Source organism: Geodermatophilus sp. SYSU D01180 (genome assembly GCF_054050415.1).
On sequence record NZ_JBJGZH010000005.1, the window covers coordinates 76,397 to 93,646 of the forward strand.

At 75.8% G+C, this 17,250-nt stretch carries 20 protein-coding genes; 13 read left to right on the top strand and 7 right to left on the bottom strand.

The genetic code is table 11. The annotated features are described in order from the left end of the window. Window positions 1-33: 33 nt before the first annotated feature. Entirely contained in the window at window positions 34-1,206 is a 1,173-nt protein-coding gene (gene glgA, locus ACI8AA_RS06695; protein ID WP_457043713.1) for a glycogen synthase, read from the bottom strand. A 73-nt stretch (window positions 1,207-1,279) separates the two neighbouring features. Here glgA and glgC point away from each other — a divergent pair, with 73 nt between their 5' ends. Together glgC and ACI8AA_RS06705 are read left to right on the top strand one after the other, a co-directional pair. Further along, window positions 1,280-2,500 (top strand): glucose-1-phosphate adenylyltransferase, encoded by a 1,221-nt coding sequence (glgC, locus tag ACI8AA_RS06700; protein ID WP_457043714.1) that lies wholly within the window; start codon window positions 1,280-1,282, stop codon window positions 2,498-2,500. After that, on the top strand, window positions 2,497-3,006 hold the full coding sequence (locus tag ACI8AA_RS06705; RefSeq protein ID WP_457043715.1) for a 2'-5' RNA ligase family protein: 510 nt from the start codon (window positions 2,497-2,499) through the stop codon (window positions 3,004-3,006). Before glgC ends, ACI8AA_RS06705 begins: the two co-directional genes overlap by 4 nt. A gap of 112 nt (window positions 3,007-3,118) precedes the next feature. Here ACI8AA_RS06705 and ACI8AA_RS06710 read toward each other — a convergent pair whose 3' ends face one another. After that, window positions 3,119-3,775 carry an O-methyltransferase gene (locus ACI8AA_RS06710; RefSeq protein WP_457043716.1) on the bottom strand — a complete coding sequence of 219 codons (657 nt, stop codon included), beginning with the start codon at window positions 3,773-3,775 and terminating at the stop codon, window positions 3,119-3,121. Window positions 3,776-3,967: 192 nt separating this feature from the next. Here ACI8AA_RS06710 and sigE point away from each other — a divergent pair, with 192 nt between their 5' ends. The 4 genes from sigE (at window position 3,968) to ACI8AA_RS06730 (ending at window position 7,317) form a co-directional block, all read left to right on the top strand. Further along, complete coding sequence (gene sigE / locus ACI8AA_RS06715; protein WP_457043717.1) at window positions 3,968-4,567, top strand: RNA polymerase sigma factor SigE; 600 nt, start codon at window positions 3,968-3,970, stop codon at window positions 4,565-4,567. Beyond that, window positions 4,564-5,136 (top strand): zf-HC2 domain-containing protein, encoded by a 573-nt coding sequence (locus ACI8AA_RS06720; protein WP_457043718.1) that lies wholly within the window; start codon window positions 4,564-4,566, stop codon window positions 5,134-5,136. Before sigE ends, ACI8AA_RS06720 begins: the two co-directional genes overlap by 4 nt. A gap of 103 nt (window positions 5,137-5,239) precedes the next feature. Further along, entirely contained in the window at window positions 5,240-6,877 is a 1,638-nt protein-coding gene (locus tag ACI8AA_RS06725) for a S1C family serine protease (protein WP_457043719.1), read from the top strand. Window positions 6,878-6,927: 50 nt separating this feature from the next. After that, window positions 6,928-7,317, top strand: a complete 390-nt coding sequence (locus ACI8AA_RS06730; protein ID WP_457043720.1) for a twin-arginine translocase TatA/TatE family subunit — start codon at window positions 6,928-6,930, stop codon at window positions 7,315-7,317. A gap of 126 nt (window positions 7,318-7,443) precedes the next feature. Here the strand turns inward: ACI8AA_RS06730 and ACI8AA_RS06735 are convergent, their stop codons facing one another. After that, window positions 7,444-8,604, bottom strand: coding sequence for an Mrp/NBP35 family ATP-binding protein (locus tag ACI8AA_RS06735; RefSeq protein WP_457043721.1), 1,161 nt, complete (start codon window positions 8,602-8,604; stop codon window positions 7,444-7,446). A 155-nt stretch (window positions 8,605-8,759) separates the two neighbouring features. Next, window positions 8,760-9,080, bottom strand: coding sequence for a hypothetical protein (locus ACI8AA_RS06740; RefSeq protein ID WP_457043722.1), 321 nt, complete (start codon window positions 9,078-9,080; stop codon window positions 8,760-8,762). 40 nt (window positions 9,081-9,120) lie between these two features. On the opposite strand from ACI8AA_RS06740, the gene ACI8AA_RS06745 reads away from it, so the two are divergent. The 3 genes from ACI8AA_RS06745 to ACI8AA_RS06755 are packed head-to-tail and all read left to right on the top strand — an operon-like array spanning window position 9,121 to window position 10,708. Then, complete coding sequence (locus tag ACI8AA_RS06745; RefSeq protein WP_457043723.1) at window positions 9,121-9,810, top strand: AzlC family ABC transporter permease; 690 nt, start codon at window positions 9,121-9,123, stop codon at window positions 9,808-9,810. Continuing rightward, entirely contained in the window at window positions 9,807-10,124 is a 318-nt protein-coding gene (locus ACI8AA_RS06750) for an AzlD domain-containing protein (protein WP_457043724.1), read from the top strand. Before ACI8AA_RS06745 ends, ACI8AA_RS06750 begins: the two co-directional genes overlap by 4 nt. Further along, on the top strand, window positions 10,121-10,708 hold the full coding sequence (locus ACI8AA_RS06755; RefSeq protein ID WP_457043725.1) for a hypothetical protein: 588 nt from the start codon (window positions 10,121-10,123) through the stop codon (window positions 10,706-10,708). The genes ACI8AA_RS06750 and ACI8AA_RS06755 overlap by 4 nt, the downstream gene beginning before the upstream one ends. A gap of 21 nt (window positions 10,709-10,729) precedes the next feature. Here the strand turns inward: ACI8AA_RS06755 and ACI8AA_RS06760 are convergent, their stop codons facing one another. The 3 genes from ACI8AA_RS06760 to ACI8AA_RS06770 are packed head-to-tail and all read right to left on the bottom strand — an operon-like array spanning window position 10,730 to window position 13,025. Then, complete coding sequence (locus ACI8AA_RS06760) at window positions 10,730-11,206, bottom strand: methylated-DNA--[protein]-cysteine S-methyltransferase (protein WP_457043726.1); 477 nt, start codon at window positions 11,204-11,206, stop codon at window positions 10,730-10,732. A gap of 48 nt (window positions 11,207-11,254) precedes the next feature. Beyond that, entirely contained in the window at window positions 11,255-11,794 is a 540-nt protein-coding gene (locus ACI8AA_RS06765) for a DUF1003 domain-containing protein (RefSeq protein ID WP_457043727.1), read from the bottom strand. After that, window positions 11,787-13,025, bottom strand: coding sequence for a magnesium transporter MgtE N-terminal domain-containing protein (locus ACI8AA_RS06770; RefSeq protein WP_457043728.1), 1,239 nt, complete (start codon window positions 13,023-13,025; stop codon window positions 11,787-11,789). Before ACI8AA_RS06770 ends, ACI8AA_RS06765 begins: the two co-directional genes overlap by 8 nt. A gap of 25 nt (window positions 13,026-13,050) precedes the next feature. On the opposite strand from ACI8AA_RS06770, the gene ACI8AA_RS06775 reads away from it, so the two are divergent. The 4 genes from ACI8AA_RS06775 to ACI8AA_RS06790 all read left to right on the top strand — a co-directional run bounded on the left by ACI8AA_RS06775 (window position 13,051) and on the right by ACI8AA_RS06790 (window position 17,231). Then, entirely contained in the window at window positions 13,051-13,929 is an 879-nt protein-coding gene (locus ACI8AA_RS06775) for a PhzF family phenazine biosynthesis protein (protein ID WP_457043729.1), read from the top strand. Beyond that, on the top strand, window positions 13,926-14,858 hold the full coding sequence (locus ACI8AA_RS06780; protein ID WP_457043730.1) for a DMT family transporter: 933 nt from the start codon (window positions 13,926-13,928) through the stop codon (window positions 14,856-14,858). Before ACI8AA_RS06775 ends, ACI8AA_RS06780 begins: the two co-directional genes overlap by 4 nt. A gap of 62 nt (window positions 14,859-14,920) precedes the next feature. Continuing rightward, on the top strand, window positions 14,921-15,877 hold the full coding sequence (locus ACI8AA_RS06785) for an HpcH/HpaI aldolase/citrate lyase family protein (protein ID WP_457043731.1): 957 nt from the start codon (window positions 14,921-14,923) through the stop codon (window positions 15,875-15,877). Window positions 15,878-16,034: 157 nt separating this feature from the next. Next, complete coding sequence (locus tag ACI8AA_RS06790) at window positions 16,035-17,231, top strand: acyl-CoA dehydrogenase family protein (protein ID WP_457043732.1); 1,197 nt, start codon at window positions 16,035-16,037, stop codon at window positions 17,229-17,231. The last annotated feature ends 19 nt before the right edge of the window (window positions 17,232-17,250 follow it).

The following is a 17,250-nucleotide window of genomic DNA, read 5'->3' on the forward strand; positions in this document are numbered from 1 at the left end:
CTGCGGCGGGCGCGGGGAGCGGGTCGCGGGGGATCAGGCCCGGGCCTCGAGGACGGACGTGTAGACGCCGACCGTCTGCTGCGCGATCGCCGGCCAGCCGAACTCCGACAGCACCCGCTCGCGGCCTGCGGCGCCCATCGCCGCGGCCCGGGTCGGGTCGGCCAGCAGCTCGGCGATGCGCGCGGCCAGCCCGGCCTCGAAGGCGGCCGGGTCGGCCGGGTCGTAGGGGACCAGCAGCCCGGTGACGCCGTCGGCCACGACCTCGGGGATCCCGCCGACCGCGCTCGCCACCACGGCGGTGCCGCAGGCGGCGGCCTCGAGGTTCACGATGCCCAGCGGCTCGTAGACCGAGGGGACGACGAACACCGTCGCCCCGGTGATCAGCGGCACCAGCTGCTCGCGCGGCAGCATCGCCTCGATCCAGACGACGCCCGGCCGGCGGGCCTGCAGCTCGGCCACGGCGTCGGCGACCTGCTGCCGCTCGGCCGGGGTGTCGGCGGCGCCGGCGCACAGCACCAGCCCGGCGTCGGGAGGCAGCTGCTCGGCCGCCCGCAGCAGGTGGACGACGCCCTTCTGCCGGGTGATCCGGCCGACGAACAGCGCGTAGGGCCGGTCGGGGTCGACCCCGAGCGAGCGGACGACGTCGGGCGCCGGCACCGGCCGGTAGGCCTCGGCGTCCACGCCGTTGCCGACGACGTGCACCCGGGCCGGGTCGAGGTCGGGGTAGGCGTCGAGGACGTCGGCGCGCATGCCGTGGCTCACCGCGATGACGGCGTCCGCGGCGAGGTAGGCGGTGCGCTCCACCCACGACGACAGCCGGTAGCCGCCGCCGAGCTGGTCGGCCTTCCACGGCCGTCGCGGCTCCAGCGAGTGCGCGGTCACCACGTGCGGCACCCCGTGCACGAGCGCGGCGAGCAGGCCGGCGCCGTTGGCGTACCAGGTGTGGCTGTGCACGAGGTCCACCCCGGCCAGCGCCGCGGCGATCTCGACGTCGGTGCCCAGCGCCTGCAGCGCGCCGTTGGCCTGGGCCAGGCCCGGCGGCACCGCCCAGCCGCGGGCGTCGGGCCGGGGGCCGCCGAAGGCGTGCACCTCCAGGTCCGGGCCCGCGGGCAGCGAGCGCAGGGCCGCGACGAGGTGCTCGACGTGCACGCCGGCCCCGCCGTAGACGTCGGGGGGCCACTCACGGGTGACGATGCCGATCCGCACGGCGGTCACCCTAGGGGGCGGGGAGCGCGGAGGCGGGGCGACGGCGGACCCGTGCAGCGGCTACGTTCCCTCCATGCGTGGCGGTCCTCGAGTGCTCGGCATCGTCCTGGCCGGTGGTGAGGGCAAGCGGCTCGCGCCCCTGACCCAGGACCGCGCGAAGCCGGCGGTGCCCTTCGGCGGCAACTACCGGCTCATCGACTTCGTGCTGTCCAACCTGGTGAACGCCGACATCCGGCAGATCGCGGTGCTCACCCAGTACAAGAGCCACAGCCTCGACCGGCACATCACCACGACGTGGCGGCTGTCGCAGATGCTCGGCAACTTCATCACCCCGGTGCCGGCGCAGCAGCGGCTCGGGCCGCGCTGGTACACCGGCAGCGCCGACGCGATCTTCCAGAGCCTCAACCTCATCTACGACGCGCGCCCGGACGTCGTCGTGGTGTTCGGCGCCGACCACGTCTACCGCATGGACCCGGCGCAGATGATCGACCAGCACCTGCAGACCGGCGCGGGGGTGACCATCGCGGGCCTGCGGGTGCCGCGGCGCGAGGCCACCGGGTTCGGCGTCATCGACGCCGGCGCCGACGGCAAGGTGCGCGGCTTCCTCGAGAAGCCGGCCGACCCGCCGGGCCTGCCCGACAGCCCGGAGGAGTCCTTCGCCTCCATGGGCAACTACGTCTTCACCACCGACGCGCTGCTCGAGGCGCTGCGTGCGGACGCCGAGGACGCCGACTCGGCGCACGACATGGGCGGCTCGATCATGCCGATGCTCGCCGAGACCGGTGACGCGTACGTCTACGACTTCTCCACCAACATCGTCCCCGGGGCCACCGAGCGCGACCACGGCTACTGGCGCGACGTCGGGACGATCGACTCCTACTTCGACGCCCACATGGACCTGGTGTCGGTCACCCCGGTGTTCAACCTCTACAACGACCGCTGGCCGATCCTCACCCTGCCCCCGCAGCAGCCGCCGGCGAAGTTCGTGCTCGGCGGGCGGGCCGAGGAGTCGATGGTCAGCGCCGGCGCGATCATCGGCGGCGGGTCGGTGCACAACTCGGTCGTCTCGCCCGGCGTGCGGGTCGAGCGTGGCGCGCGGGTCGAGGACAGCGTGCTCATGGACGGCGTCCAGATCGGCGAGGGTGCCTACGTCCGGCGGGCGATCCTCGACAAGAACGTCGTCGTCCCGGCGTGGGCGCGGATCGGGGTGGACTCCGACGCCGACCGCGAGCGCTACCACGTGAGTGCCGGCGGCGTGACCGTCCTCGGCAAGGGCGCCCGCGCGCTGGTGTGAGCGGCGACCAGCCGCCGCTGGTGGTGACGCTGCTGCTGGGTACGGAGGCGCAGGCGCGGTTCGACCGGCTGCGCGCCGAGCACTTCCCGGCCGACCGCAACCACCTCGCCGCGCACGTCACGCTGTTCCACGCCCTGCCGGGCGACCGGCGCGACGACGTCGACGGCGCCCTGGCCGCGGCCGCCGCCCGGCCGCCGTTCGCCGTCGCGGTGACCGGGCTGCAGCTGCTCGGCCGCGGGGTCGCCTACCGGCTGGCCGCGCCGGAGCTGTCGGCCCTGCACGCGGGGCTGGCCGCGGAGTTCGACCCGTGGCTGACCCGGCAGGACCGCCAGCGGCTGTCGGCGCACGTCACCGTGCAGAACAAGGTGGAGCCCGCGGTCGCCCGGGCGCTGCGCGACCGGCTGGCCGCGGAGTTCGTGCCCGGGGAGGTGCCCGCCCGCGGGCTGGGCCTGTGGCGCTACCTCGGCGGCCCGTGGGAGCCGCTGGCCGAGCACGTCTTCCGCTGACCGGCCTCCCTGCAGGGGCCCGCCGCCGGCCCCGTCCCGGGTCCCACCCTGAGCCTGCGAAGGGTGGGGAGGACGGGGTCCTTCCACGGCGGGGGGCAGGGAGGTCCTTCCCTCAGCCGCGGCGGGTCGCCACCAGCAGGCCGGCACCGATCGGCAGGACGGCGGAGGTCAGCCCCTCGTCCTCGCGGACGTTGTGGGCGAGGTCGCGCCAGGCGACGGTGTCGGGGTCGCGGGCGGCGCGGTCGCCGACGCGGTCCCCCTCGAGCAGGCCGTGGCAGGCCAGCGTCCCGCCGGTGCGCACCAGCGCGAGCAGCGCGGCCAGGTGCGGGGCGTACTCGGTCGGCCGGCCGGCGCAGACCACCAGGTCGTAGGCGCCGGGGGACAGGCGGGGCAGCACCTCGCCCGGGGTGCCGAAGATCAGCCGGGTCCGGCTCTGCGGGATGCGCGCCTCGGCGAACGCCCGCCGCGCCTCGCGCAGCTGCTCCGGGTCGGCGTCCAGGGCGGTGAGGACGCCGTCGGGCCGCATGCCGCGCAGCAGCCACAGGCCGACCACCCCGCCGCCGCTGCCGATCGACACGACCGCGCGGGCGCCGGCGCCGGCCGCGAGCACGGCGAGGGTGGCGCCGGCGGCCGGGCCGGGCGGCGGCGGGCCGCCGAGCGCCGCGGCCCGGGCGCGCGCCGCGGCCAGGACGGGGTCCTCGGCGGCGTAGCGGTCGGACCAGGCGGCAGCGCCGGTCCCGCCGGCGCACGACGGTCCCTGCGCGCTCATCACCGGCCGAGGGTAAGGGGGCCACGGCCCGCGTTCCGGGAGGCGTTCCTGTGAGGAACCTGGCAAGAACCGACGACGGGAACACGGAATGCCGTCACGGCCGTTGCTCCGGACGTGACACCCGAGCGTGCCGCCGTCCCCGTCCATCCCGCGGGGGAGGTCGGCAGCGTGCGCGTCCGCGATACTGAGGACGTGCCCGAGGCCACCGTCACCCCTGCCGCCGACCAGCAGTCGGCCGCGTCCGGCGCCGGCGAGGTGTGGGTGGCGCCGACCTGGGAGCAGGTCGTGCGGGACCACTCGGCGCGCGTCTACCGGCTGGCCTACCGCCTGTCGGGCAACGCCCAGGACGCCGAGGACCTCACCCAGGAGACGTTCGTCCGGGTGTTCCGCTCGCTGGCCGACTTCTCGCCCGGCACCTTCGAGGGCTGGCTGCACCGCATCACCACGAACCTGTTCCTCGACATGGTCCGCCGCCGCCAGCGGATCCGGTTCGACGCGCTGCCCGAGGACACCGAGCGGCTGCCCGGCACCGCGCCGAGCCCCGAGCAGGTCTACGCCGACACCCACCTGGACCCGCAGGTGCAGGCGGCGCTGGACGCGCTGCCGCCGGAGTTCCGCGTGGCCGTCGTCCTCTGCGACATCGAGGGCCTGACCTACGAGGAGATCGCGGCGACCCTCGGCATCAAGCTCGGCACCGTGCGCAGCCGCATCCACCGCGGCCGCGTGCAGCTGCGCCAGGCCCTGGCCCACCTCGCCCCGCGCAGCGTCCCGGCACCGGGGGCTCCCGCATGAGCCTGCCGGAGAGCCACCTGGCCCAGGAGGCGATCGCCGCGCTGGTCGACGGCGAGCTGGCCAGCGGCCCGGCCGCGCGCGCCGCCCGCCACCTGGCCGGGTGCTCCGAGTGCCGGATGCTCGTGCAGGCCCAGCGCGAGGCCAAGGACGCGCTGCACGCCGCGGCCGACCTCGCCGTCCCCGGTGACCTGCTCTCCCGGCTGTGCGCCATCCCGTTCACCGCCGACGTCCCCGGTGGCGGCGGGCTGGGCACCGTCACCGCGTCGGCGGGGGAGCTGACCGTCACCGGGACGTCCGGCCGGTGGACCGTGTCGCTCGACGACCCGCCCGTCCGCCCCGCGTCGCCGCACCACGCGCGGTGGCTGCGCCGCAGCGTCGCCGGCACGCTGGCCGGGCTGGGCCTCGGCGTCGCGGTCCTCGCGCTCAACCTGCCGGACCCGGAGGAGCCGGTGACCCGGACGCCGTCGTCGGTGGCCGGCCCCTCCTCGCCCGACGAGCGCACCGAGGTCGTGCCGCCGGTGGTCCGCACGCTGAGCGGCCCGTCGTCCGCGCCGGGCGCCACGCCGTGACTCCCGGGTCCTGACCCCCGACCCCCGAGCCCGCGGACGGGTACCGTCGCGCCGGCACCCGTAGTCCACGTCCGCTGCCAGGTCCGGGGAGGACCCTGAACCCGTGACCGCACCCGACGACGCCCGCGAGACCGGTCCCGCCGAGCCCGCGCCCCGCGGCGCTCGCGGGGACGGCGAGCGCACGGTGGAGGCGGTCGTCCGCCCGCCGGTCGCCGCCGGCCCGGGGGACGACGACGCGGTCTTCGCCCGTCCCGCCGGCGCCACCGGCTCCTTCGCGCCGCCGGAGCGGTCCCGCCCCGCCGCGGCGCCGGCGCCGCCGCCGGCCAGTGCCGCGCAGGCCGCCGCGTTCGGCCGCCCGGCGTCCGTCCCGGGCAGCTTCGCCGGCGACCGCCCGACCCCGCCGCCGCGGCCGGTGCCCCCGCCGCCGCCGGAGGCCGTGCTGCGCGCCTTCCGCGCCCCGGCCGGGCAGGCCGGGCTGCAGGAGCCGCCCGGTGGCCGGCCCGGGCGCCGCCGCACCTCGGCCGGGCCGTGGTGGAAGCCGGACGCGAAGAGCGACCCGTGGCGGGACCCGCACGCCCCGGCCGGCCTCACCGGCCCGGCGGTGTTCCAGGAGGAGTCCGAGCAGGAGGGCCCGGTCGTCGTCGACCGGAAGGGCCGGAAGAAGCTGCGGCTGCGCGACCTGTCGGTGCGGGTGGCCCTGCTGGTCGTCCTCGCCGTCCTGCTCGCCGGCGCGCTCGGCGGCGGCGTGGGCTACCTGCTGACCCGCGAGGCGAACGAGACCCCGCTGCTGGCGCCGGGCACCACGCTGTCGGAGACCGATGAGGGCATCAGCCGCGAGCCGGGGTCGGTGTCCGACATCGCCGGCCGGGTGGCGCCGGCGGTCGTGTCGATCGAGGTGCGCATCGGCGACGCCGGCGCGACCGGCTCCGGCGTGGTCATCGACGGCGAGGGCGGCTACATCGTCACCAACAACCACGTCATCTCCGGCGCCGACGGCGTGGACGGCGCGGAGATCCGGGCGGTGTTCAGCGACGGCAGCGGCTCGGCCGCGCGCATCGTCGGCCGTGACCCGGCCAGCGACATCGCCGTCGTCAAGGTGGAGAAGCCCGGCCTGGTCACCGCCTCGCTCGGCAACTCCGACGACGTCGTGGTCGGTGACCCGGTGGTGGCCATCGGCTCGCCGCTGGGCCTGGCCGGCACGGTCACCAGCGGCATCGTCTCCGCCCTCGACCGGCCGGTGCGGCTGGCGGGGGAGGGCAGCGACACCAACGCCGTGATCAGCGCGGTGCAGACCGACGCGCCGATCAACCCGGGCAACTCCGGCGGCGCGCTGGTCGACGGCACCGGCGCGGTCATCGGCATCAACACCGCGATCGCCTCGCTCGGCGGCGGCAGCGTCGGCCTGGGCTTCGCGATCCCCATCGACACCGCGCGCGACGTCGCCGAGCAGCTGATCGCCACCGGCAGCGCGGTGCACGCGACCCTCGGGGTGAACACCCGGTCGGTCACCGACGGCACCCGCGACGGCGCGCTGGTCCTCAACGTGGAGCCGGACAGCCCCGCGGCCCGGGCCGGGATCCGCGAGCAGGACGTCGTGATCGCCGTCGACGACCAGGCGGTGGGCAGCTCCGAGGAGCTCGTCGTCGCCGTCGACGCCCACGACCCGGGCGACGCGGTGACCATCGAGCTGGTCCGGAACGGGTCGTCGACGACGGTCCAGGCCACCCTCGCCCAGGCCTAGCAGGGCCTCCGCACCGAATACCCTGGGACCCGCGGAGGAGGGAGCGACGCGTGTTCGACTCGATCGGCTGGGGCGAGATCGTCGTCCTCGCGCTGGCCGCGTTGTTCATCTTCGGGCCCGAGCGGCTGCCCACCCTGGCGCGCGACGCCGCGGCCGGGCTCAAGAAGGTCAAGCAGGCGATCACCGGGGTGCGCGCCCAGGTCGACGAGTCCCTCGGCGAGGACCTCGCCGGCCTGCGTGACCTGGACCTGCGCAAGTACCACCCGAAGACGTTCATCCGCGCGCAGCTGTTCGAGGACGACGACGCCCCGCCGGTGCGCCGCGGCGACGCCGGTGCCGCGGGCGCGACCGCGGCGAGCCTGGTCAAGCCCGCCACCCGCCCGGCCGTCGTCGAGCACGACCGGACCGTCCCGCCGCCGTTCGACGTCGACGCGACCTAGACGCCCCGCGGACGCACGGGGGCCCGGCCCCCGAGGGGACCGGGCCTCCGACGAAGGACCTCGGTGCCCCCACACCTCGCTGACGCTCGGCGCGGGCCCCTGCACCGAGGCCGTTCCAGTTGGTCGCTAGCGGCGGACGGGGGTGAGCCCCAGCGACATGCCCGACAGCCCGCGCTGGCGGACTGCGAGGGAGTCGGCGACCTTCGTCAGCGCCTTCGCGGCCGGGGTCTCGGGGTCGGCGAGCACGATCGGCGCACCGGCGTCCCCGGCCTCCCGCAGGCGGGTGTCGAGCGGGACCTGGCCGAGCAGCGGGACGTTGGCGCCCAGCAGCCGGGTGAGCGCGTCGGAGACCGCCTGGCCGCCGCCGGAGCCGAAGACCTCCATGCGCGAGCCGTCGGGCAGCTCGAGCCAGGACATGTTCTCGATGACGCCCACGACCTGCTGGTGGGTCTGGGTGGCGATCGCGCCGGCCCGCTCGGCCACCTCGGCGGCGGCCTGCTGCGGCGTGGTCACCACGAGGATCTCGGCGTTGGGCAGCAGCTGGGCGATGGAGATCGCCACGTCGCCGGTGCCGGGCGGCAGGTCCAGCAGCAGGACGTCGAGGTCGCCCCACCACACGTCGGCGAGGAACTGCTGCAGCGCGCGGTGCAGCATCGGCCCGCGCCACACGACCGGGGTGTTGCCCGGGGTGAACATGCCGATCGAGATGACCTTCACGCCCATCGACTGCGGCGGCATGATCATGTTGTCGACCTGGGTCGGCTTGTCGTCGACGCCCAGCATGCGCGGCACCGAGTGGCCGTAGATGTCGGCGTCCACGACGCCGACCGACAGGCCCCGCTTGGCCAGCGCCGCGGCGAGGTTGACGGTGACGCTGGACTTGCCGACGCCGCCCTTGCCGGACGCGACCGCGTAGACGCGGGTCAGCGAGCCCGGCTGGGCGAAGGGGATGACGGGGTCGGCCGTGTCGGTGCCGCGGACGGTGCGGCGCAGCTCGGCGCGCTGCTCGTCGCTCATCACGTCCAGGCCGACCTGCACCGACGTCACGCCGGGGACGGCGGAGACGGCGGCAGTCACCCGGTTGGTGATCGTCTCGCGCATCGGGCAGCCGGCCACGGTGAGGTAGACCTCGACGCGCACGGCGCCCGGGTCACCGCCGACGCCGATCTGCACGTCCTTGACCATCCCGAGGTCGGTCAGGGGACGGTTGATCTCCGGGTCCTGGACGGTGGCCAGAGCGGCGTTGACGGCGTCGGGCGCCGGCGAGCCGGTCAGCGTGTCGGACATGGGGGGTTGTGTCTCCTTCGACGGGGGGACCCGGTCCGCGGCCCACACGGCGGCGACCTGCACTCCGGTCCACCTGCCACTGTACGGCGGCGGGCACCGGGTGCCGCCCGGTGCGGAGGTGATGTGCTGCGCACCCGGCGGTCCGTGCGGGGCGGTCAGCCGCCCACGCGGTTCCAGAGGCGGTGCTCGACGCCGGCGTCCCGCAGGAGCCCGGTCAGCCCGCGGCCCCCGCCCCGGGACCAGGCGAGGAGCGCGTCGAGGACGTCGGCGTCCGCGGGCGCACCGAGGGCAGCGAGCAGGGCGGGGAACTGCCCGGGACCGACGTCGACGGCGAACTCGTACTCGTCGTCCCCGCGCAGGCTCTGGCCCGCGACGCGCAGGCCGGCGCCGGACAGCGCGGCCCACTCCGACCAGGTGCCCCGCGGCCCCCGGTCGTCGCGCAGCACGACCCGGCGGTCGCCGGTGGCCCCGGTCACGGGACCGACCGTACGCAGCCGGGCCGTAGGCTGCGGCGACGTGTCCGCTCCCGCGCGTGCCGCCGTCCTCCGCGACGCGATCGGGCTCGGGGTGGCCGTCGGTCTCTACGGCGTCGCCTTCGGCGCGGCCGCCGACGCCGCGGGCCTGGACCCCTGGCAGGCGCTGACCATGTCGCTGCTGATGTTCACCGGCGCCTCGCAGTTCGCGCTGGTCGGCGTCCTCGGCGCCGGCGGCGGGGGCGCGGCCGCGATCGGCAGCGCGCTGCTGCTGGGCACCCGCAACACCGTCTACGGCGTCCGGCTGGCGCCGCTGCTGGCCCCGCGCGGGCCGCTGCGCCGGCTGGGCCTGGCGCACTGGGTGATCGACGAGACGACGGCGCTGGCCGTGGCCGCCCCCGACCGCGACCTGTCCCGGCTGGCCTTCCTCGCCGGCGGGGCGTCGATCTTCACGGTGTGGAACGCCACCACGCTGGCCGGCGCGCTCGGTGCCGGGGCGCTGGGGGAGACCGCGGCGGCGGCGCTGGACGCCGTCGTCCCGGCCGCGTTCCTGGCGCTGCTGTGGCCGCGGCTGCGCGCCGGCGCCGAGGAGCCGGGCGTCGCCCGCCGGGTGGCGCTGGGCGGCGCGGGCGTGGCGCTGGCGCTGACCCCGTTCGTGCCGCCGGGCGTGCAGGTGGTGGCCGCCGTCGTCGCGGTGGGGCTGGCCGGGCGGCCGCGGGCGGAGGCGGCGTGAGCGGCGGGACGCTGTGGGCGGTGGTCGTCGTCGGGTCGCTGGGCTGCTACCTGCTCAAGCTGGCCGGGCTGTCGGTGCCCGCGGCGTGGGTCGAGCGGCCGTGGGTGACCCGCCTGGTCACCTTCGTGCCCGCGGCGCTGCTGGCCGCTCTGGTCGCGGTGCAGACCCTGACCTCGGGGCAGGACCTCGTGGTGGACGGCCGGCTGGCCGGGGTCGCGGTCGCGGCGGTCGCCCTCGCGCTGCGCGCGCCGTTCGTCGTGGTGCTCGTGCTGGCCGGCGCCACCGGTGCGCTGGTGCACGTCCTGACCGCGTGACGCCGCTGCGGGCGGCGCTGCTGGGGCTGCTGGCCGGGATCGCCGCCAAGGCGGCCGACGAGTCGGGGGTGGCCTGGGCCGCCGCGCTGGGCAGCCAGCCGGCCGCCTGGGTGCTGGCCGTCGCCGCGCTCGGCCGCTGGGCGCCGTCGCCCCGGGCCGCGGCGGTCCGGGCGGCCGCGTTCTTCGCCGCCATGACCGTCGCCTACTACGCCTGGGCCGCGGTCGTGCTCGGGTTCGCCTGGACGCCCGGGCTCCTCGCCGCCTGGCTGGTCCTGTCGGCCACCGCCGTCCCGGTGACCGCGGCCGCCGCGTGGCAGGGCACCCGCGCGGACGGGCCGCTGCCCGGCGCGCTGGTGGCCGGGATCGCGGGCATCGCGCTGGCCGGCGGGGACGCGCCCGCGCTGTGGCCGGGCGGGGCGGACCCGCGCCCGGTGCAGGCGGCCGCCGACATCGTCACCGCGGTGCTGCTCACGGCCGTGCTGCCGCGGTGCCGGGGCACGCGGGCGTGGGCGCTCGCGCTGGTCGTCCCGGCGACCGCGGCCGCCGCCGCCGGGCTGCACGTGCTGCGTGCGGTGCTCGGCTGACCGAGGACCGCCGGCGCCGGCTCAGAACAGCCGGGTGTCCCGCTGCTCCAGGTCGAGCAGGAACCGCTTGCGGGACAGTCCGCCGCCGAAGCCGACCAGGCTGCCGTCGGCGCCGACCACCCGGTGGCAGGGGACGACGATCGCCAGCGGGTTCCTGCCGCACGCCAGGCCCACGGCCTGCGCGCCGCCCGGCTCGCCGACGGCTCGCGCCACCGCCCCGTAGGTGGTCGTCGCGCCGTAGGGGATGCGGGTGAGCTCCTCCCAGACGGCCAGCTCGAAGTCGCTGCCGCGCGGGCGCAGCGGCAGGTCGAACGCCTCCCGCTCGCCGGCGAGGTACTCGCCGAGCTGACCCGCCACGTCGGCGAGCGCGGCGTCGTCCCGCGCGCCGAGGTCGGCCTCCGGGCCCGGTGGCGAGAGGTACAGCCGGCCGAGCACGCCGTCGTCGGCGACGACGGTCAGCGGCCCGATGGGGGCGGCCACCACCGCGTGCGTGCGCATGCCCGGCAGTGTGCCGCGGGGGGACGACAGGACGGGCGGCCCGGTGCGCTACGCCGTCGGGTCCGCCAGCGCCGGCTGGACGGGGTCCTTCGGCTTCTTCTTGGCCTTCTTCTCCCGCTCCTCGGGCGAGCGGCTCTCGGCGAGGCGGCCCAGCTCGCCGCGGATGAAGTCGCGGGTGGCGAGCTCGCCGATGGCCACCCGCAGCGCGGCGAGCTCGCGGGCCAGGTACTCGGTGTCCGCGCGGGTCTGCGCGGCGCGGGCGCGGTCCTCCTCGGCCTGCACGCGGTCGCGGTCGGCCTGCCGGTTCTGCGCCAGCAGGATCAGCGGCGCGGCGTAGGCGGCCTGGGTGGAGAAGGCCAGGTTGAGCAGGATGAACGGGTAGGGGTCCCAGCGCAGCCGGACGGCGAAGACGTTGAGGCCGATCCAGAGCACCACGATCACCGTCTGGACGGCGAGGAAGCGCCCCGTGCCGAGGAAGCGGGCGATCCCCTCGGCGAACCGGCCGACCGCGTCGGGGTCCAGCCGCAGGTAGCCGGTGATCCCGCGGGACGAGCCGCGGGGGACGTCGAGCCGGCGGCCGTCAACCACGGCGGGCCCGCTCGCGCCAGTCCTCGGGCAGCAGGTGGTCGAGGACGTCGTCGACGCTCACCGCGCCCACCAGCCGGCCCCGGTCGTCGACCACCGGCGCGGCCACCAGGTTGTAGGTGGCGAAGTAGCGGGTGACCTCGCCCAGCGGCGCCTCCGGCCGCAGCGGGTCCAGGTCGTCGAGCACGCCGCTGACCAGCCCCGACGGCGGCTCGCGCAGCAGCCGCTGGATGTGCGCCAGGCCCAGGTAGCGCCCGGTCGGGGTGGCCGACGGCGGCCGGCAGACGTACACCTGGCTGGCCAGCGCCGGCGTCAGCTCGGGCTCGCGCACCCGGGCCAGCGCCTCGGCGATGGTGGCGTCCGGGGCGAGGATCACCGGCTCGCTGGTCATGATCCCGCCGGCGGTGTCCTCGGAGTACTGCAGCAGCTGGCGCACCGGCTCGGCCTCGTCGGGCTCCATCAGCTCGAGCAGCCGGTTGCGGTCGACGTTGGACAGCTCGGCGAGCACGTCGGCGGCGTCGTCGGGGTCCATGACCTCGAGCACGTCGGCGGCCCGGGACTCGTCCAGCGTGCCGAGGATGGTGACCTGCTCGGCCTCGGGCAGCTCGCCGAGCACGTCGGCCAGCCGCTCGTCGTCGAGGGCCTCGGCCACCTCGTGCCGCCGCTTGATCGGCAGGTCCTGGAGAGCGTGCGCGAGGTCGGCGGCATTGAGCTCGCGGTAGGTGGCGATCAGCGTCTCGGCGCCCTGCCCGCTCTCCGGCAGCGCGAGCCCGGCGACCTCGTCCCACGCCAGCTGGTGCAGCTGCCCGCGGCGGCCGAGCCGGCCCGGCTCCTGGACGGCGAGGCGGGTGACCTGCCACTCGCCGGTGCGGGTCTGCTCGATCCCGGCGTCGACGACGGTGCCCGGCCGGCCCGACTCGGTGATGGTCACGGTGCGGTCCAGCAGCTCGCCGAGGACCAGCGTCTCGCCGCGCCGCTGCTCGAAGCGCTTGAGGTTGAGCGTGCCCGAGGCGAGCACCACCGCGCCCGGGTCGATGCTGGTCACCCGGCCCATCGGCACGAAGATGCGGCGGCGGGCGACGACCTCCACGACCAGACCCAGCACCCGGGGGCAGGCGGTGCCCACCCGGAGCGCCACGACGACGTCGCGCAGCCGCCCGACCCGGTCCCCGTTGGGGTCGAAGACGGGCAGGCCGGCGAGCCGCGAGACGTACGCCCTGGTCACCGTGCTCACACTCGGTGAGGCTACCGTCGGGGTCGTGGCGAGCCCCGGGTCCGTCGAGCACGCGTCGGTCGAGTACGAGGTCGTCGACGTGTTCGCGCCCCGGGCGTTCGCGGGCAACCCGCTCGCGGTGGTGTTCGACGCCGACGCGCTGACCACCGCGCAGTGCCAGGCGCTGGCCGACGAGTTCGCGCTGTCGGAGACCTCGTTCCTCTGCGCGCCGACCGAGCCGGGCGCCTCCTACCGGGTGCGGATCTTCACCCCGTTCGCCGAGCTGCCCTTCGCCGGGCACCCGAGCGTCGGGGCCGCGCACACGCTGGTGCGCACCGGCCGGCTGGCCGCGGGCACGCTGCACCAGGAGTGCGGCGCCGGCGTCCTCCCGGTCGAGGTCACCGCCGACGGCGCGACGCTCACCGGCGGGCGGCCGACCCTGGAGGACGGCCCCGACCCGGCCGCGCTGGCCGCGGCGCTGGGGCTGTCCGCGGCCGACGTCGTCGGGCTGCCCGCGCACGTCGCCGGCTGCGGCCTACCCTTCGCGTTCCTCGCCGTGCACCCGGACGTCGTCGACCGCGCCGTCCCGGACCCCGCCGCGCTGGCCGCGTTCGGCGTGGGGGAGGGCGTCTCGGTGCTGTCCTGGGACGGCTCCACCGCGTACGCCCGCGTGTTCGCGAACGACCTGCGCTGGGGCGAGGACCCGGCCACCGGCTCGGCGGCGCTGGGCGCCGGCGTGTGGCTGGTCGCCACCGGGCTGGTCGCCCCGGACGGCACGTCGTCGTACACCGTGCGCCAGGGCGAGGCGATGGGCCGGCCCTCGGTGCTGTCCTGCACGGTCACCGCCGAGGCCGGCCGGGCGACGGCGGCCACGGTGTCCGGGACGGTGGTGCCGGTGGCCTCCGGGCGCATCCGCGTGCCGTGAGCGCCGGGTCGACGGCGGCCGTCTCCCCGTGGGCGGTCCACCGGCCGGGCTCCCGCGACGTCGCGCTCATGGCGGTCGCCGTCGTCGGGGTCTCCTTCTCCGGCCCGCTGACCGCGCTGGTCGGCGCCTCGTTCCTGGCGCTGGCGTTCTGGCGCAACGCCGCCGGGGCCGCGCTGCTGGTGCCGGTGCTGCTGGGCCGCGAGCGCGGCACCCTCGCCGGGCTGCGGCCGCGGGACCTGGGCAGCTCGGTCGTGGCCGGGCTGTTCCTCGCCGCGCACTTCGCCGCGTGGCTGCCCAGCCTGTCGATGACCACGGTCGCCGCGTCGACGGCGCTGGTCACCACCACGCCGATCTGGACGGCGCTGGCCGCGCGGGTGTCCGGCGTCCGGCTGCCCGCGCAGGTGTGGGCGGGGCTGGCGCTGGCCGTCGTCGGCGCCGCGCTGATCGCCGGGGTCGACGTCGCGGTGAGCCTGGAGGCGCTGGCCGGGGACGGGCTGGCGCTGCTCGGGGCGATCTGCGCCGGCGGCTACATGCTCGCCGGGGCCCGCGCCCGCACCCGCCTGGCGACGTCGGCGTACTCGGTCGTCTGCTACTCCACCTGCGCCGCCGTGCTCGCCGTCGCCGCGCTGGTGACCACCACCCCGCTGGCCGGGTTCCCCGCCCGCGACTGGTGGCTGATCCTGGCGATCACCGTGTGCGCGCAGATCCTCGGGCACACGCTGCTCAACCTGGTGCTGTCCACCGTGGGGCCGACCGTCGTCGGGCTGGCGGTGCTGCTGGAGGTGCCCGGCGCGCTGCTCGTGGCGCTGGTGCTGCTCGGCCAGACCCCGCCGCTGCTCGCGCTGCCGGGGATGGTCGCCGTCGTCGCGGGGGTGGCGCTGGTGGTCCGGGCCGGGCGGCCGCAGGTGCCGGTCGAGCCGGTCACCTGAGCGCGCCGGGAGACGCTGGTTACCCTCCGGTAGCCGAAGATCCATCACACAGCGGAGGCACCGTGGCCGAGCTCCGATCCCGTCGTTCCAACCTCGCCGTGCCGGGCAGCAACCCGCGCTTCCTCGAGAAGGCCAAGGGCCTGCCGGCCGACCAGGTGTTCCTCGACCTGGAGGACGCCTGCGCGCCGCTGGCCAAGCCCGGCGCCCGGAAGAACATCGTCGCGGCGCTCAACGAGGGCGGCTGGGGCGAGAAGATCCGCACGGTCCGGGTCAACGACTGGACGACGGAGTGGACCTACCGCGACGTCATCGAGGTCGTCGAGGGCGCCGGCGCGAACCTCGACTGCATCATGCTGCCGAAGGTCGTCGACGCCCATCAGGTGGCGGCGCTGGACTTCCTGCTCACCCAGATCGAGAAGGCCAACGGCCTGGAGGTCGGGCGGATCGGCATCGAGGCGCAGATCGAGACCGCGCAGGGCCTGATCAACGTCAACGACATCGCCTTCGCCAGCCCGCGGATCGAGACGATCATCTTCGGACCGGCCGACTTCATGGCCAGCATCAACATGAAGTCGCTGGTGGTCGGCGCCCTGCACCCGGACTACCCCGGCGACCCGTTCCACTACATCCTCATGCAGATCCTCATGGCCGCCCGCGCCCGCGGCGTGCAGGCCATCGACGGCCCCTTCCTGCAGGTGCGCGACGTCGACGCCTTCCGCGAGGTCGCCAAGCGCTCGGCCGTGCTCGGCTTCGACGGCAAGTGGGTGCTGCACCCCGGCCAGATCGACGCCGCCAACGAGATCTACGCGCCGTCGCAGGAGGACTACGACCACGCCGAGCTCATCCTCGACGCCTACGACTGGTACACGTCCGAGGCCGGCGGCAAGAAGGGCTCGGCCATGCTCGGCGACGAGATGATCGACGAGGCCAGCCGCAAGATGGCGCTGGTCATCGCGGGCAAGGGCCGCGCCGCGGGCATGGGCCGCACGTCGTCGTTCACCCCGCCCGACGCCGCCTGAGCGACCGCGTCGCGCGGCCCGCCCGGGCACTCCCGGGCGGGCCGTCGTCGTTCCCGGGGGAGCCCGGTCCGAGTGACCGGGGACACGGCGACTGGGGCGGGGCGGGCGCTCATACTCCCCGGTAGCACAAGGACACCGGAGTCCCGGAGGAGTGAGCGTGGCCCGACTGGCGCAGACCGCCGACCTGACCGACATCCAGCAGGAGATCCTGTCGACGGTCAGGAGCTTCGTGGACAAGGAGATCATCCCGCACGCGCAGGAGCTCGAGCACGCCGACGAGTACCCGCAGGAGATCGTCGACGGGCTCAAGGAGCTCGGCATCTTCGGGCTCATGATCCCCGAGGAGTACGGCGGCCTCGGGGAGTCGCTGCTGACCTACGCGCTGGTGGTCGAGGAGATCGCCCGCGGCTGGATGAGCGTCTCCGGCGTCATCAACACCCACTTCATCGTCGCGTACATGATCCGCCAGCACGGCACGCAGGAGCAGAAGGACCACTTCCTCCCGCGCATGGCCACCGGCGAGGTCCGCGGCGCGTTCTCGATGTCCGAGCCGGGGCTGGGCTCCGACGTCGCCGGCATCCGCACCAAGGCGGTCAGGGACGGCGACGACTACGTCATCGACGGCCAGAAGATGTGGCTGACCAACGGCGGCTCCTCCACGCTGGTGGCCGCGCTGGTCCGCACCGACCTGGGCGCCGACAAGCCGCACCAGAACCTGACGACGTTCCTCGTGGAGAAGCCGGCCGGCTTCGGCACCGTCGCCCCGGGGCTGACCATCCCCGGCAAGATCGACAAGATGGGCTACAAGGGCGTCGACACCACCGAGCTGGTGTTCGACGGCTACCGCATCGGCGCGGACATGGTCCTCGGCGGGGAGCCCGGCCGCGGCTTCGCGCAGATGATGGACGGGGTCGAGGTCGGCCGGGTGAACGTCGCCGCCCGCGCCTGCGGCATCTCCATCCGGGCGTTCGAACTGGCCGTCGAGTACGCCCAGCAGCGGGAGACCTTCGGCAAGCCGATCGTCCAGCACCAGGCGATCGCGTTCCAGCTCGCCGAGATGGCCACCAAGGTCGAGGCGGCGCACCTGATGATGGTCAACGCCGCCCGGCTCAAGGACGCCGGCAAGCGCAACGACGTCGAGGCCGGCATGGCCAAGCTGATCGCCAGCGAGTACTGCGCCGAGGTGACCACGCAGTCCTTCCGCATCCACGGCGGCTACGGCTACTCCAAGGAGTACGAGATCGAGCGGCTCATGCGCGAGGCGCCGTTCCTGCTCATCGGCGAGGGCACCAGCGAGATCCAGAAGACGATCATCAGCCGCGGCCTGCTCAAGGAGTACGGCCTCAAGCGCTGAGGACGTAGATGCGTGGCCC